We start from the raw sequence: 15161 nt of genomic DNA, 5'->3' as shown, positions 1-15161 counted from the left end.
CAGCACTTTGACAATTCTTAACCAATTAACCTGTCATTGCTGTCAGATTAAGGGTTAGTATGTCGATGTGAGTAATCACTTCGCTGGAGAGACCGTGAATAAGCTGAATCTATTTCTTGGCGCCAGTGCCTTCTTTGCACTGGCGGCTTTTGCCTTTAGTCCATCTGCAGACGCCCGTGGCTACGATCGCTGGGGCGACCACCACCATCACCGAGGTGGTGGCTACTATCGCGGCCCCCGTGTTTCTGTTGGGTTTATCGCACCCGTATTGCCCAGAGGCCATGTTCGTGTTGCCGTAGGCGGGCGCCCCTATTATTACCAAGGCGGACACTTCTATCGCCATGGCCCAAGGGGCTATGTCGTCGTTAGTGCACCGCTGGGCGCTTCAGTGGTAACACTGCCAAGCAGAGCCGTGCCGGTGCAAGTGGGCGGCGTAACCTACTACCAATACGCCGATGCCTATTACCAGTGGATGCCAGCTTCCCGTACTTATGTGGTTGTGGCGCCTCCCGCACCGGTGGCGGTTGTTCCAGCTCCGGTACCAGTGGTTACGGTTCCAGCACCAGTCGCTGCAACTCCGGCGCCTGCACAAGCTCCAACTGTGGCACCGGCAACAGTCCCCGCAACACCGGACCCAGGCCCAGAAGGCTTCCAGCCTGGTCAGGTGGTGGAGACGCTGCCCAAAGGCTACGCGGCTGAAGTGATCAATGGCATTCAGTACTACCGCTATGGCGGCAACTACTTTATGCCGACCCAGCGCGATGGCCAGGAAGTCTATGTGGTGGTCAAGCTGTAAGCGCCGCCGCACTTTCCAGCCCGTGAAAGCGGGCGAACTGACCCAAGGCCCGGTGAAAGCTCGCCTCCAGCGAGACACCGGGCTTTTCCAACCAATGCAGAGTCTCGATACGCAGTGCTCCCGCATCCCGATCGGCCTTCAAGTCCACCAATCCTACAAAACGATCGCCGTATAAAATCGGCAGACAGAAGTAGCCATAGCGGCGCTTGGCTGCAGGGACATAGCACTCCAACTGGTAATCAAATTCAAATAGCCGGCTCAGGCGCTTGCGCTGTAGTATCAGTGGATCGAAAGGCGATAACAGTCGCACCTTGCGCGCTGGCCGCGCCGGACTCTGCTCCAGCTGCTCTGTCAGCATCAACTCTTTGCCATGAGAAGTCAGCTCACCAGTGGCAAGCATATTTTCGATGGCCCGCTGAATCAGGGGCTTGTCTTCGCGACGTAGATAGGCGACTTCCTCAGGGCGGCCAATGCCCTGGCAGCCAAGAAAAGTGCGTACCAAGTGGCAGCCGTATTCCAGTTCGGTAGCGGCGCTGATCGGCGTATTTGCCGGCAATACCCGCCCTGGGAGATCAAAGACCTTTTGAAAACCCACTCGGTGGCTGACCATCAGCTCACCCTCGTGAAACAACTGCTCCAGCGCTTTCTTTTCATCGGACCACTCCCACCAACCACTTTTGGTGCGTACAAAATCACTGGCCCGCAATGGTCCCTCAGCGCCTACCCGATCCAGCACATAGCGGCACAGTTTGGCATTCTTCTCATACCAGTGGCGCTGCCCAGAGCGGATACGATCCATACGCACCCGAGCATAGGGGTAGTGCTCCATCGACATATAGGCGGCGGCGTGGGACCAGTATTCGAAAATTTCGCGGCGCTGTTCCGCTTCGGCTAAGTCTGGCTCACGGTAACGGGGCAAACGGTTGTACAGCTGGTGGTGGTGTGCACGGGTAATGCGCTGAATGGCATCCAGTTGCAGCGCGCCGAGATGCGCTACTAAGGCGGGGAGCCCCTCGTTCCAGGGGCTGTGGATAAACTGACGCTCCAGCACCAGTGCGCGGACCTGTTGCTCTGACAACATGGTATCACCCTCCTTGTATTTGCTGAGCAGCAGTTACCAGTCAGGTTTCAGAGACTGGCACCTAGCGATCTACTCGCCCTGATAATATTCCGGTGCCAGGTTATCGAAGCGCGTATATTTACCGATAAATGCCGCGCGACAGGTGCCTATCTCACCGTTACGCTGTTTACCGATAATCAGCTCTGCCAGCCCCTTATCCGGGCTGTCCTCGTTGTAGTACTCATCGCGATAGATAAACAAAATCACGTCGGCATCCTGCTCGATCGCCCCGGATTCCCGCAGGTCCGAGTTCATCGGCCGCTTATTGGGGCGCTGCTCCACACCGCGGTTGAGCTGCGACAGGGCGACTACCGGGCAGTCGTATTCTTTCGCCAATGCCTTGAGAGAGCGCGAGATTTCGGAAATTTCCTGGGTGCGGCCCTCAGTAGAGCCCTTCACCTGCATCAGCTGCAGGTAGTCCACCATAATCATCGCCGGCAGGCTCTTGGCCTCGGCATCCTCGCGACTCATACGCGGATTTTCGCGCATCAACTTATTGGTGTGATCGCGCACGGTGCGCTTGGTGCGCGCGCGCACCTCACTGGGGCTGAGCGCAGGCGTATCGTCGATATACAGGGCTTTGCCCTTCATTTTTTGTACGGCGCTGGAAAGTTTGGGCCAATCCTCTTCCTGCAGCTTGCCATTTCGGATACGACCCTGGTCGATACGACCGATTGAAGACAACATCCGCATTACCAGGCTGTCAGACGGCATTTCCATACTGAAGACCAGGGTCGGGCGCTCCTGGCTGAGCATGGCACTCTCGATAAAATTCAGTGCCAGCGCGGTCTTGCCCATAGAAGGACGTGCTGCAAGGATCACCAGTTCCCCAGGCTGCCAGCCGGAGGTGCGCTGATCCAATTCGGTCAGGCCGGTACTGAGGCCGGTGATATCGCCTTCAGTTTTAAACAGCTCATCGATGCGCTCGACGGTTTTCTTTAGCAGGCTATCCACACCGACGAAACCGCCCTCTTTGGCGCGTCCCTCGGCAATTTCCGCCACACGGCGCTCAGCCATCTGCAGCAGATCGGCGGAGGCCAGGCCACCGGGATTGAAACTGGTACGGCTGATTTCACCGGCGGCGGCAATCAGCTGGCGCAACATGGAGCGCTCGCGCACTATCTTGGCATAGGCGACGATATTCGCGGCGGAGGGAGTGTTCTCGGCCAGTTCCGCCAGATAGGCCGGACCGCCCACCTCGCCGAGGAGGTCGCGACTGGCGAGGCCTTCGGCGAGAGTAACGATATCCAGCGGCTGCTCACCATTGCTCAGCTCGCCCATTACCGCGAAGATCTTGCGGTGGCTGGCGGTAAAGAAGTCCTCTTCACTCAGCTGCTCGGCAACCGCATCGATGCGGCCCGGATCCAGCATCAGGCCCCCCAGCACCGATTGTTCCGCCTCTACCGAATGCGGCAGCGGTGAACTCTCTTCACTGTGGATTTCTTCTTCGGGGGTAGCGTATTCGTCGATCATGGGGCTTTACTGGATACCAGAAACAAAACAGGCGCTGACCCGGTAGGGTGCAGCGCCCGATTGTAGCGCGGCTGGCGCCTGTGGCACCAACTGCTTGTCGGCAAAACCTTACTCGGCTTCGATAACGACTTTAACTACAGCAGTCACGTCGGAGTGCAGCTGTACGTCTACTTCGTACTCGCCCACTTCGCGCAGAGCGCCTTCCGGCAGCTTCACTTCAGCCTTGGCTACTTCAACACCGCCTGCAGTAATTGCGTCTGCGATATCGCGAGTGCCGATAGAGCCGAACAGTTTGCCTTCGTCGCCAGCGTTGGCAGCGATGGTTACAACCAGGTCGGCCAGCTTGGTAGCGCGGCTCTCAGCTTCTGCCATTTTGGCAGCTGCAGCGGCTTCCAGTTCAGCGCGCTTGGCTTCGAACTCAGCAACATTGGCTGCGGTAGCCGGAATTGCCTTACCAGTAGGCAGCAGGAAGTTGCGGCCGAAACCGGCTTTAACCTCAACGCGATCACCCACGTTGCCCAGTTTGCCTACTTTATCGAGCAGAATAACTTCCATCTCGGTTTCCTCAATTTCTGTATTGTGCAGAGCGCGCCTACTTTGCGGAGCGCCCGCGAATATCTATCCAGCTATCTACCAGAGCCAAACCACACAGGAATCCAGCCAGGGGCAAGCCACCAATCACCAGCATCACGTACATCGCCACCAGGGGACCAATCCCCCAACCGCGACTGGCGACCAGCCAGTGAATAAGGGCGATACCTGCAACCACCATGGGGAAGGCGATCACTGCGCCCCAAAAGGCGTAACCCGGGGTCACCAGGCTCACCACCCACAGCAGCATACTCAGTGCCGCCAGCCATACCGGCATACGCAACTGGTGAAACTCCTGGCGGAAACCGCCGGGGTTGTACAGCAGCGCCTGCCAGTAGCGCCCCAGAACCAAAGCCAGTGTGGCGCTCATCGCCGATATCAGGCTCAGATATCCAGTGATCTGCAATTCGCCTGAGAACACCTGCTTCAGTTCTTCCATCGGAACCGTATTGGGCTGCTCTGCCGCTCTTTCGAGCGCTTGCATAAAGCCCTGGAGCAAACCGCCGCTGAAGGCAGAGGTGAGCAAAATACCCACCGCCGAGGCCGCTGTTACAGTGAACAATGCGGCGACCCATGAACGGCTACTGCGCAGTGCCACGGCGCCGCAGAATACTGCGGCAAAGTGGCCAGCGGAAATACCGGTCACCAGTGGTGGTACATGACCGCTCATGCCCATAACAACGATTGGCAACAGCGCCCAGGCCAAAACCATCAGGCCTTCACTGCTGCCGCGGCGCAAACTCACTAGAGCGAGGATTGCCGGGCTTATCAGCGGTATCCCCACCATGGTGAGGATCACCGCCCGCACGCGCCCGCGCATAATAAACTCAGCTACGGCGCGCATAGTTAGATAGCTTCTCTATTAATGAGTCTAAGCAAACTGCGGCTTAGGCTTCGTGGCTGTCCGTGTACGGCAGCAGGGCCAGGTAACGCGCGCGCTTGACCGCAGAGGCCAGCTGACGCTGATACTTGGCTTTGGTACCGGTGATACGGCTTGGAACAATCTTGCCAGTCTCAGAGATGTAGGCTTTCAGGGTATCGAGATCTTTGTAGTCGATACGCTTAACACCTTCGGCGGTGAAACGGCAGAACTTGCGACGACGGAAAAAACGTGCCATCTGATAATCCCCTTACTCTTCGCTTTCAGCGTTATCGGAAGAAGCTTCTGCGGCGTCAGAAGAGGACTGCTCTTCTTCAGCGCGCTCGCGACGCTCGGTGCGCTCTGCACGGGCAGCTTTGCGCTCACGGCTTTCTTTTTCCGCTTTCATGATCGGGCTCTCGTCGGTGATCGCCTCGTCTTCACGGATTACCAGATTACGGATAACCGCATCGTTGTAACGGAAGTTGGTGGTCAGCTCTTCCAGAGCTTCTTCGGTGCACTCAACATTCATCAGAATGTAGTGGGCTTTGTGGATCTTGTTGATCGGGTAAGCCAGACGGCGACGGCCCCAGTCTTCCAGACGGTGTACTTCACCGCCAGTGTCCTTGATGGCAGCGGTATAACGCTCCACCATGCCGGGTACCTGCTCGCTCTGGTCCGGGTGAACCAGGAATACAATTTCGTAATGACGCATTTTAGCTCCTTACGGGTTAATCAGCCTTCCGGACAGTCCGGTAAGGCAAGGAGTACAACGGGCGCGGATAGACCGAGCCCATTGCGGGCGGCGTATTCTAGGCAGTTGTGGGATTGGTTGCAAGTTGATCAATTATTTGAGGGCAGTGTCTTCTCCAGCTCGGGGACAAGTGAACTAATTATTCCAACTGCTCCCTCAGAGGCCACCCGTTCCACCCTGGGCCTTAGCCCAGCGAAACCCTGCCTTTGTGTAGATTCAGCCACTGAACTGCGCGTTCTGGTCATGGGTTTGTGGCGGCGAGCTGGCATATAGTGCCTCCCTCTGTAGGGAGAAGTACCATGCCCCAAGAAACGCACAACCTTAGCTTTGGCGCCTTCCAGGTGCCCGTCACCACCGTTCGCAACGGCGAAGGCCCACTAGTCCTGGTGATTCCCGCCATGGGCGTTCCCGCCAATCGCTACCATCTTTTGTTGCAGGAATTACAGCGACTCGGCTATAGCACCGCCATCACCGAACTGCCGGGAACCGGCGAAAGCCTGCCGAGACCCAACCGTAATGCCGACTATGGCTACGATGACCTGGTATTTGCCTTTATCCCGCAACTACTGGCACTGCTGGAAGAGTCCTTCCCCGCAGGCCCGGCCCTGATTCTCGGCCACAGTATCGGCGGCCAAACTAGCACTCTCGCGGCCCGTGCCGGCCTGACCGGCAATGCCAGGGTTGTCACCATCGCCTCCGGCCATGTAGACCACCGCAGCTGGAGCGGACTGCACAGGTACGCCATTTTACTTTTTGCCTCAATAGTGAGTGTCACCTCGAGTCTGCTCGGCTATTTCCCTGGCGCACGCATGGGTTTTGGCTGGCATGAAGCGCGCAAACTGATGAAAGACTGGGCCCGTTCTATTTTCAGTGGGCGCTTCGCTCCAGAAAAACGCTTTGGAAAACACAAGCCCAACAGCCAACCCACCCTACATATCGCCCTGGCCGGCGATCCCTTTGCACCAGTAAGGGCTGCGCGCAAACTGGCTGCTATCGTAGATGGCGAGACCCGTGAGATGGCCGCCACCTATCCGAAAGGCAACCCCCACCTAAGCTGGATCAAAAATCCACGTCCGATTATCGCCGAGGTGGACAACTGGCTGACTCAACACCCGGCCAGCTCTTACTAAGTGGATACAGGTCTTGGCGCCATCCAAAGTATGGCGCCAAGGCAGCAGAAATCTTCAAGTGCTCAACCACTAGTTTTCTACTAATCCTTTTAATTTCTGCCGCAGTAATACCCTCATACACAGTAACGCCTACTCTGTTCACTTCCGTTTTTGGCCAGAAGTTAGAAAAGGCTCGAAGTAATTTTCTACCCCAATTACTCGATCAATAAATCGTCGCATGGAGAAATTTAATGGCCATTAATTACTTCGAACAATTCAACGCTTTGCATGAAGGCAGCCAACTCTTAGTCCTTCCGAATATCTGGGATGCCGCTAGCGCACAGCTCTGCCAAGCAGCCGGCGCTCTCGCCTTAGCTACCAGTAGCGCCGCTGTGGCTTGGTCACTGGGTTATGCCGATGGCAGCAGCATGCCAATATCGGAACACCTGAGCGCAGTTAAGCGCATTTTGCGGGTTTCCCGCGTCCCGATATCCATTGATATTGAGGATGGCTACAGCTCTGATCCCAGGCAGGTCGCCGAGCTAGTTAAAAATTTATGTGATCTCGGCATAGTCGGTATCAATATCGAAGATGGCAGGGAAAGCCCACAACTACTGTGTGAAAAAATCCTGGCTATTCGCTCCACGTTAAAGGCGCAACCCTTTTTTATTAATGCGCGAACCGATATTTACCTAAACAGTACGGAGAACAGCCAGGATTCACTGAAACAGGTGATGCAAAGGTTGTCCGATTATCAGGATGCCGGTGCCAGCGGAGGATTTATTCCTGGTTTAACCTCCCTGGCGGACGCACAAAAGCTAACACAAGAAATCAGTATGCCACTCAATTTAATGCTGCTAGCCGGTATGGAAGAGCCCGCCCATTTCTGGAGAGCCGGAATTCGTAGGCTAAGCTGGGGACCTGCTTTATTTCAATCGAGTTATGCGCTTTATAGCAACATGGCCAATAAGTTATTCCAAGGAAAATATCCAAAACAAATCTTTGAACACAGTCTGGACTATAACTATCTAAATAACCTGGGTGCCAACATCCAACAAAAAAGATCAATAATCTCGAAAAGGAATAACTTAAACTTCTCAATACTCACTATAAATTTACAGATGCGCTTGGGGGAGCCATCCTTGCCCCCAAGCGATTTAATAATTCAGCTATCAAAAACTATAACCGACTCCTAAACTATATTCACTTTTGTCGTAAGTATAGAATTCCCGATTCTCCTCATTTTCAATATATTGGTACTTCCCATTGACATGGAGATTAGGGGTAATACGAAGCTTTGCCCCTAACCAGGATCTCATTCGATCGGACTCCCTAAAATAGAGGTCCACATCGCCTTGGCTATCGGTAATACGATTGCTTTCGTTATAGAGGCTACTGCGATACTCCACCCCTGTGGATATATTCCATCTTGGTGAAGGTATCCAAACCAGGGTGCCTCCAAGAGTATGACGAGCCGGTGAGTAGCTGTAATAATCCCCCTCTGCTTTCTCCTGCCCTTCACGATCGTTGTAATCGAATCGATAAAACAACTTCGCCTCGGTCGAAAATAATGAACGCTGCCAACTCAAGTCAAAGTACTGACGCCAGCCATCCAAATAAGCATAATCATCGCCACCAAAGTAGTAACCCGGGCTATAGGAAAAAACAATTCTGGAGCGCCCCCAATTTCCTGAAACTTTACCCAACAGCCGTGCTTGCTGTGTGACAGGCTCCCCCCCCAAGGTCACCATTTCGACGGCAAATCCCATCTCTGCAGTCCAACCAAATAGGCGGCGATCATGGAATAATCCCGCCCTGGCGCTGGCTAGATCGAGATTGTCATATTCCTTGTATTTGCGCCCAAATCCGTAACCTTGCACCCGCCAGCCACTCCCAGCAGTTCCCTTGAGGCGGTATTGACCCCAGGCAAACAACTCGGCGTAATTGTCATCCCCAATCGAGGCCTCTTCCAGTAGTTCATTTTGCAACGCATAGGCGTTGTCATCATTGCCCACCGTCAGGCTGACAGTGGCCAGCCAGGGTTTCTCACGCTCGCCGCGATGATCCTCTGCCAACAAGCGCAGACGGCGCGCAGCCATGTCTCGCAGCTTTTCTGTAGCCGCCCCTGCTCGCACAATACGGTAATGTTTAAGTGCGACCAATTCTCGATCACTTCGCTCTGCGGCAATGGCCAAGTTATAACGGGCCAAGTCCTTCCAGCGGGTATGATTCAGGAGGCCGTGAAAATATATCGTGGCCTCCGAATAACGCTCTAGTTTCATCAAGGTAACGCCAATGTTATACCTGAGCTTTGCAGAGTTATTGCCAGACTCACGCTCAATTTCAAAGTACTTAAGCGCCCTACGGTATTTTCCCTGCTTGAAAGCCTCCGTAGCCTCACTGAAGAACTCTGCAGCTATTGATACTGGTGATATCAACACCAACAGCGTAATTAGCACTATTCCGATTCGCCCATTTCGCACTGTGGATTACCTCTAAACATTCCCTGTCATAAATTTTGCAATGCCAATTAATTAGGCATCTGGCCCGTCGGGTAAATTGTCCTGAGCCTGCTCAAACATTCCATCAAGCTCCATAGAAATCTGGTCGCGAATATCCGCAGGTAGACTAGAAAGAATATCCTGCATCACTTGCTCGATAACGCCTTGTATATCTGCACCGTTCATCGCACTCTTAACGGCCTCTTCAATACTTTCCCTGGCTACTTCAGCGGTGCGCAGAGCTTCCTCCCTGGCCGCTTCTGCTGAGAGACGCGCATTGGCAATCAACTCCTGGTGGCGTGTGAGGGCCTCACGCATCCTTGCTTCAATTTCCTCACTATGTTCAGCGCCCTGCCCAGTAGCCGCTACTGCTTCCATTACCGCCGCGATGGTTTCCTCAGCCACCTCCTGCATATCCGGCGGAAGCTCTATGTTGTTCACCACATCTTGCGCATCCTGCCCCTCCTCAACCACAGTGAGAGTGACATCCAGGTCTTCTGCTGCCTCCTGCGCCAATAAAGGGCCGCTATACATAACTGCTGCAGCGACACCCGCCGCCAATAATCCCTGTTTCCACATCGCTTGGTTACCTCTAGGTTGTGACAAAAATTGCTATCGAACCCTACATTGCGGCCGGCTTCACAAGTGCGTTAATCGTTGACGCAGTCGCTTGCTCACCCCACCGTATTCCACTTCGATCAATATCTCCCCCGTGCTATTTTCACCGAGGATTTTCACCGGCAACGACAAGCGATTACTTCCTGCAGCAATATCCGTTTGCCATTGCAACACCTGACTGCTCGCATAACCATCAAGTTGCATATTTTCCGGTAAGACGACCCTGATTAGTGCCCCCTGCATCCGGCGACTGCTGTGCAGTAAAAGGTGCACTGGCCGCTTGATAGTGCCTTCGACATCTTGCTGCGTATAACCAGCCCCAACATCCATCGGGGTATCTTTTAAGAATGTCAGTATCACTCCCAATGTCACGACCACGAAGAAACCCGCAGCTACAGCCAACTGTCCCACTCGCCGATATTCGTCAAAAAATAATTTTGATAAAGACGACGATTGACTGCTTTCCTGCCCAGTGAAGACAGACTTTAAGATACGCTCTTCCAAGTCATCGCCAGGGTTCTCAACCGGCAGGGCGCGGAGCTGGTGACGTAACAACATCTCACTGGAAAAATCTTCAGCGTCATATTTCAGCATTGGCTTTTCCTCTAATTACTAACACGGATGACCCTCGCTAATAGTTCCCTCACTGAGTAATTTTTTTAATTTTTTATGGGCGCGATGTAGGCGTGATTTCACCGTGCCCACACTTATGCCTAAAATATCTGCCACCTCTAGTAGGGAGTACCCCTCTACATCGTGCAGCAATACCGTATCGCGCCAGTCGACCTCTAGTTTCGATAGCGCCTGCAGTAAAATGCGCTGCATTTCCACCTGAGAAGAAAGTCCCCTCTCTGGCGTGCCGCTTGCCACCGTCTCCCAATCAACCTCTTCATCAATGGGGGAGCTTCGGCGTCGGCGGTAAAGATCCACATAGCGGTGATAGAGCACCTTGATTAACCAGGGACCTAAGCGCTGAATTTTTTCCAGTGCTACAGATCGCGTCAGCAGGCTTGCCAAAACATCCTGTACCAGGTCCTCAGCCTCCTCGCGATTCCCTGTCCAGCGAAAGGCCATATGATAAAGTTGGCGAATATGTGGATGTATCAACTCAGCAAAACGAGCATTACGCGATCGTCGTCGCAGTAATTTTTGGGGCCAGGCGTACAAACCACTACTCCCGGATAGCAAAGGAAAGTTACCCGCAAATTTTTCACCCGCGGCATGAAATAGAAAGCTGCACAGTAAAATTGCTGTGTGACAGTGGAAAAAATCTAGCAGTGAATAGTGGAAATAGAGGGGAAAAAGAGGTTTGCGTGTGAAGCGCTACGCCGAGATGCTGTAAGTCCCGGTATGAGTAATCAGCAGGACTTACAGATCAGAAAAAAAAGAATAAATCAGGCGCTGCGCTGGCGCACCGCTTCAAATAGACAAACGCCAGTGGCAACAGACACATTCAGGCTGCTGACTTCACCGGCCATCGGAATTTTAATTAAATGATCACAGTGCTCCCGGGTTAATCGGCGCAGGCCACTGCCTTCGGCACCCATCACTAAAGCCATAGGACCCGTCAACTGAGACTGGTAGACATCCTGAGTAGCCTCTCCTGCCGCACCAAAAATCCACACTCCAGCCTGCTGTAACTGCTGTAGGGTACGCGCGAGGTTGGTCACCGTAACAAAGGGTAAAACCTCAGCCGCACCACAGGCCACCTTGCGGGCTGTCGGGGTCAAACCTGCGGATTTATCCTTGGGCGCAATCACAGCATGTACACCGGCAGCCTCCGCTGAGCGCAAGCAGGCACCCAAATTATGGGGATCGGTCACGCCATCCAGGACCAAGAGAAATGGCGCCTCACCTTTCTGGTCCAGCTTTTCGAGCATGCCAAACAGAAATTTCTCATCCAGAACCTGGGTTTTACTCGCACAAAGAGCGATTACCCCCTGGTGATTAGCGCCCTCTTCCACCTTATCATCCAGAGTGCGACGGTCGACAAAACGCAGTGCGATATCATTTTTTTCCGCCTGCTGAATAATTTTTTGCAAGCGCTGGTCTTTGCGCCCACGCAATAGCATCAACTCCTGCACATTTTGTGGGGAACCCTTTAACAAAGCCTGCACCGCGTGCAGGCCATATACCAATTCTTGGCTCAACTTATGCCTCGATCACTTTTTCTTTTTACTGGTAGAAGAAGCTTTCTTCTTCTTTTTAACTTTGCCGCTACGCGTTTTGGCCTTTTCCGCTTTTTGTGCAGCCTTGCGCGCAGCTACCGCTGGGCGTTTACCGCCTTTGCGCGTGGGAGTGCGCTTGCTTCCGCGACGCTTTGCCGGCGCCTCAGTTTTTTGCTTGTCGGCATCCTCGCTTGATTTTTTCTTGCTCGTACTGGGCTTATCCTCCGTCAGCTCTCCCACAGGTACCGCTTCTTTGGAGCCGACCTTACGTTTGCGAATAGGCGCTACTTCCGCTGAGGTTTCTGCGCGCTTTCCCCAGGGGCTGGCATGTGATTTACGGCTGCTGTCTTTTTTCTGCTTGCTGCGCCGCTCCCGCTCCAATTGATGCTCTACAGCCATTTCCATCGCGCGGGCACTGACCTTAGTCGTTTCTTTCTTAGCACGGGAGGCCTTTTGACGCGGCACCAATTCCTCGAGAATAAAGTCTACTTTGCGCTCTTCAAGATCGACCCGCGCCACCTGAACGCTAACTGAGTCACCTAGATGGTAGCGTTTGCCACTGCGTTCGCCGATTAAACGCTGGTGCGCCTGCTCAAAGCGGTAATAATCTTTTGGCAGCGCGGTCACGTGGATCAACCCCTCAACAAAAAGATCATTGAGCTCGACAAATAAGCCGAACCCCGTTACCGCACTAATTACGCCGGAATAAACTTCACCCACATGATCCTGCAAATATTCGCACTTGAGCCAGCTAACCACATCGCGGGTAGCATCGTCTGCACGGCGTTCAGTCATGGAACACTGCTCGCCGAGCTGTAACATCGCCGGCATATCGTAGGGCAGTATCTGCTGTCGATCGATGGGCCTGGCACCCGGCACGCTGTATACCTTCTGCACCACTGCCGCTTCATTGGCACTACCATTGCGAATTAGCCAGCGCAGGGCACGGTGCAACAGCAAATCGGGATAGCGGCGAATGGGTGAGGTGAAATGGGCATAGGCGCGATAATCCAAACCAAAGTGGCCGCGATTTTCCGGTTGATAGACCGCCTGATTCATGGAACGCAGTAACATCACTTGAATTATATGGGCATCCGCACGGCCCTCGACCTGCTCCAGTAACGCCTGAAAATCCGCGGGCTGTGGCTCGGAGCCACCGGGCAGTCGCAATCCCAGCTCACCGAGGTACTCGCGCAAGTTGCTGAGTTTTTCTTCTTTCGGGGCATCGTGCACACGATAGAGAGCCGGTAATTCCGACAGCTCCATTAAATCCGCCGCACAGACATTGGCCGCCAACATGCACTCTTCGATCAGTTTGTGCGCATCGTTGCGGGTAACCGGCACTATGCGCTCAATCTTGCGTTCGCTGTCAAACAGAATACGGGTTTCGGTGGTTTCAAAATCTATCGCCCCACGCCGATCGCGGGCACTGCGCAACGCCAAGTACAAATCGTGCAAATTATCCAGATGTGGAACCAGTGCGGCAAACTGCTTACGCAGACCACTATCGCGATTGTCCCGTTCTTCTAATACCTGCCCTACCTGGGTATAAGTCAGTCGCGCATGACTGCGCATCAAACCTTCAAAGAAACGGTAATCGGTAATTTCACCGCTGCGATCAATGTGCATCTCGCACACCATACACAAGCGATCTACCTCCGGATTTAATGAGCAGAGCCCATTAGACAATTTCTCCGGCAGCATAGGCACGACAAAGTCGGGAAAATAAACCGAGTTGCCGCGGCTATGGGCCTCCTCATCGAGCACCGAGCCGGGGCGCACGTAGTGAGACACATCGGCAATGGCTACCAGCAGCTTCCAACTGTTGTCAGGCAAAAGCTCACAGTAAACTGCATCATCAAAATCGCGGGCATCCTCACCATCAATAGTGACCAGGGGTAATTGGCGCAAGTCAACCCGCGCTTTTTTATCCTCTTCCAGCACTTCATCGGCAATGGCATCCACTTCCGCCTGTAAGGCCGCGGGCCAGATATGGGGGATGCCATAGTTGCGGATCGCGACATCGATCTCCATGCCCGGTGCCAAATGGTCGCCGAGCACTTCCAGCACTTCCCCCTGGGGTACGCGGTCACGCCCAGGTTGTGTGACAATTTTTACCACGACATATTGGCCGTGTTCGGCACCGGCGGCATCTTCTGCCGCTACCATCACATCGAGGTTCACGCGGGGGTTATCGGGCCGCACAAAACAGATACCATTTTCCCGGTAAAGGCGCCCAGCCAGCTGTTCGGTATTGTGCTTGATTACCCGAACCACGGCACCTTCACGCTTGCCGCGAAAGCCGCCGGGAGTCTCCCGCACCAGCACCTCATCGCCGTCAAAGACTTTGCGCATTTGTCGATGGGACAAAAATAAATCGCCGTCACCATCCGTGGGCACAACGAAACCAAAACCGTCGCGGTGGCCAATAACGCGGCCACGAACCAGGCTCATTTTGTCCAGCACACCAAAATCACCGGAGCGATTGCTGGCAATCTGGCCATCTCGGGACATGGCGATTAGACGCCGGCGCACCCCTTCACGCCGGTCCTCATCTTCTAATTCAAGAAGGTCGGCAACAAATTCCCAGGGCACCGGTTCCGCCTGCTGCTCCAAAAGTTGCAGCAAATATTCTCGGCTGGGGATAGGCTTTTCATATTTTTCCGCCTCTCGCTGGGCATGAGGGTCAGCGTTGAGGGGGCCTGAAGTATTTTTGTGTGTCAAAACAGCATCCGTTGTTGAGATAACCGCCCATTGAGGCGGCTTCCGGAGGTTATCCGGTCAAAGGCAGGCGGCGGAGGTAGAGAGTTTTTGTTCAATGTTTCGCCGCTGTTGAACGCATTATAAGCGATTTCAGCACATTTCCAGACCTTTGGGTAAAATGTTGAAATAAGCGCTAAGAAACCGTTGACACTCCCCCTGCAGATCTCTATAGTTCGCGTCCTCAACGGAGCACACGTTGATTTGCCCAGGTGGCGGAATTGGTAGACGCGCTAGCTTCAGGTGCTAGTGACCTAACGGTCGTGGAGGTTCAAGTCCTCTCCTGGGCACCAATTCCAAAAAGGCTGACTCGAAAGAGTCGGCCTTTTTTCGTTGCGGCTTATGTAAATCTTACCCACGAAAAGTCCCCAGATATTTCCAATACAAACGCCCATAAAAAAACCGGCCACTG

The 15161-nt window shown here is 53.9% G+C and carries 15 protein-coding genes and 1 tRNA gene; 4 read left to right on the top strand and 12 right to left on the bottom strand.

The window, feature by feature from the left end; genetic code table 11:
* Positions 1–94: 94 nt before the first annotated feature.
* Positions 95–796 carry a DUF6515 family protein gene (locus MJO52_RS01580; protein WP_252084254.1) on the top strand — a complete coding sequence of 234 codons (702 nt, stop codon included), beginning with the start codon at positions 95–97 and terminating at the stop codon, positions 794–796.
* Here MJO52_RS01580 and MJO52_RS01575 read toward each other — a convergent pair.
* From MJO52_RS01575 to rpsF, 6 genes are all read right to left on the bottom strand, one after another.
* Entirely contained in the window at positions 786–1877 is a 1092-nt protein-coding gene (locus MJO52_RS01575; RefSeq protein WP_252084253.1) for a winged helix-turn-helix domain-containing protein, read from the bottom strand. The two genes, MJO52_RS01580 and MJO52_RS01575, sit on opposite strands and share 11 nt — an antisense overlap.
* A gap of 69 nt (positions 1878–1946) precedes the next feature.
* Positions 1947–3389, bottom strand: coding sequence for a replicative DNA helicase (dnaB, locus tag MJO52_RS01570; protein ID WP_252084252.1), 1443 nt, complete (start codon positions 3387–3389; stop codon positions 1947–1949).
* A 108-nt stretch (positions 3390–3497) separates the two neighbouring features.
* The gene (rplI, locus tag MJO52_RS01565; RefSeq protein WP_152450807.1) at positions 3498–3944 is read right to left on the bottom strand and encodes a 50S ribosomal protein L9; all 447 of its coding nucleotides are present in this window, start codon (positions 3942–3944) and stop codon (positions 3498–3500) included.
* A gap of 37 nt (positions 3945–3981) precedes the next feature.
* Complete coding sequence (locus MJO52_RS01560) at positions 3982–4824, bottom strand: hypothetical protein (protein ID WP_252084251.1); 843 nt, start codon at positions 4822–4824, stop codon at positions 3982–3984.
* 43 nt (positions 4825–4867) lie between these two features.
* Positions 4868–5098 (bottom strand): 30S ribosomal protein S18, encoded by a 231-nt coding sequence (rpsR, locus tag MJO52_RS01555; protein ID WP_108731487.1) that lies wholly within the window; start codon positions 5096–5098, stop codon positions 4868–4870.
* 12 nt (positions 5099–5110) lie between these two features.
* Positions 5111–5554, bottom strand: a complete 444-nt coding sequence (gene rpsF / locus MJO52_RS01550) for a 30S ribosomal protein S6 (RefSeq protein WP_252084250.1) — start codon at positions 5552–5554, stop codon at positions 5111–5113.
* Between the two features lie 338 nt (positions 5555–5892).
* On the opposite strand from rpsF, the gene MJO52_RS01545 reads away from it, so the two are divergent.
* A complete protein-coding gene (locus MJO52_RS01545) occupies positions 5893–6723 on the top strand; it encodes an alpha/beta fold hydrolase (RefSeq protein ID WP_252084249.1) in 831 nt (276 codons plus the stop codon).
* A 230-nt stretch (positions 6724–6953) separates the two neighbouring features.
* A complete protein-coding gene (locus tag MJO52_RS01540; RefSeq protein WP_252084248.1) occupies positions 6954–7898 on the top strand; it encodes an isocitrate lyase/PEP mutase family protein in 945 nt (314 codons plus the stop codon).
* Here MJO52_RS01540 and MJO52_RS01535 read toward each other — a convergent pair.
* From MJO52_RS01535 to rnr, 6 genes are all read right to left on the bottom strand, one after another.
* A complete protein-coding gene (locus tag MJO52_RS01535) occupies positions 7875–9185 on the bottom strand; it encodes a tetratricopeptide repeat protein (protein ID WP_252084247.1) in 1311 nt (436 codons plus the stop codon). The genes MJO52_RS01540 and MJO52_RS01535 overlap by 24 nt on opposite strands.
* Before the next feature lie 51 nt (positions 9186–9236).
* Positions 9237–9782 carry a hypothetical protein gene (locus MJO52_RS01530; RefSeq protein WP_252084246.1) on the bottom strand — a complete coding sequence of 182 codons (546 nt, stop codon included), beginning with the start codon at positions 9780–9782 and terminating at the stop codon, positions 9237–9239.
* A 60-nt stretch (positions 9783–9842) separates the two neighbouring features.
* Positions 9843–10415 (bottom strand): hypothetical protein, encoded by a 573-nt coding sequence (locus MJO52_RS01525; protein ID WP_252084245.1) that lies wholly within the window; start codon positions 10413–10415, stop codon positions 9843–9845.
* 18 nt (positions 10416–10433) lie between these two features.
* Complete coding sequence (locus MJO52_RS01520; protein ID WP_252084244.1) at positions 10434–10988, bottom strand: RNA polymerase sigma factor; 555 nt, start codon at positions 10986–10988, stop codon at positions 10434–10436.
* Between the two features lie 227 nt (positions 10989–11215).
* Positions 11216–11971, bottom strand: a complete 756-nt coding sequence (gene rlmB / locus MJO52_RS01515) for a 23S rRNA (guanosine(2251)-2'-O)-methyltransferase RlmB (RefSeq protein WP_252084243.1) — start codon at positions 11969–11971, stop codon at positions 11216–11218.
* 12 nt (positions 11972–11983) lie between these two features.
* On the bottom strand, positions 11984–14713 hold the full coding sequence (gene rnr / locus MJO52_RS01510; RefSeq protein ID WP_252084242.1) for a ribonuclease R: 2730 nt from the start codon (positions 14711–14713) through the stop codon (positions 11984–11986).
* 242 nt (positions 14714–14955) lie between these two features.
* On the opposite strand from rnr, the gene MJO52_RS01505 reads away from it, so the two are divergent.
* Positions 14956–15042 (top strand) — tRNA-Leu (locus MJO52_RS01505).
* Positions 15043–15161: the final 119 nt, after the last annotated feature.

It is taken from the genome of Microbulbifer variabilis (genome assembly GCF_023716485.1).
GTDB classification, from domain to species: Bacteria; Pseudomonadota; Gammaproteobacteria; order Pseudomonadales; family Cellvibrionaceae; genus Microbulbifer; species Microbulbifer variabilis_B.
Note: the sequence above shows the minus strand (reverse complement) of the source record. Positions and strands in the feature narration are given on the sequence as shown.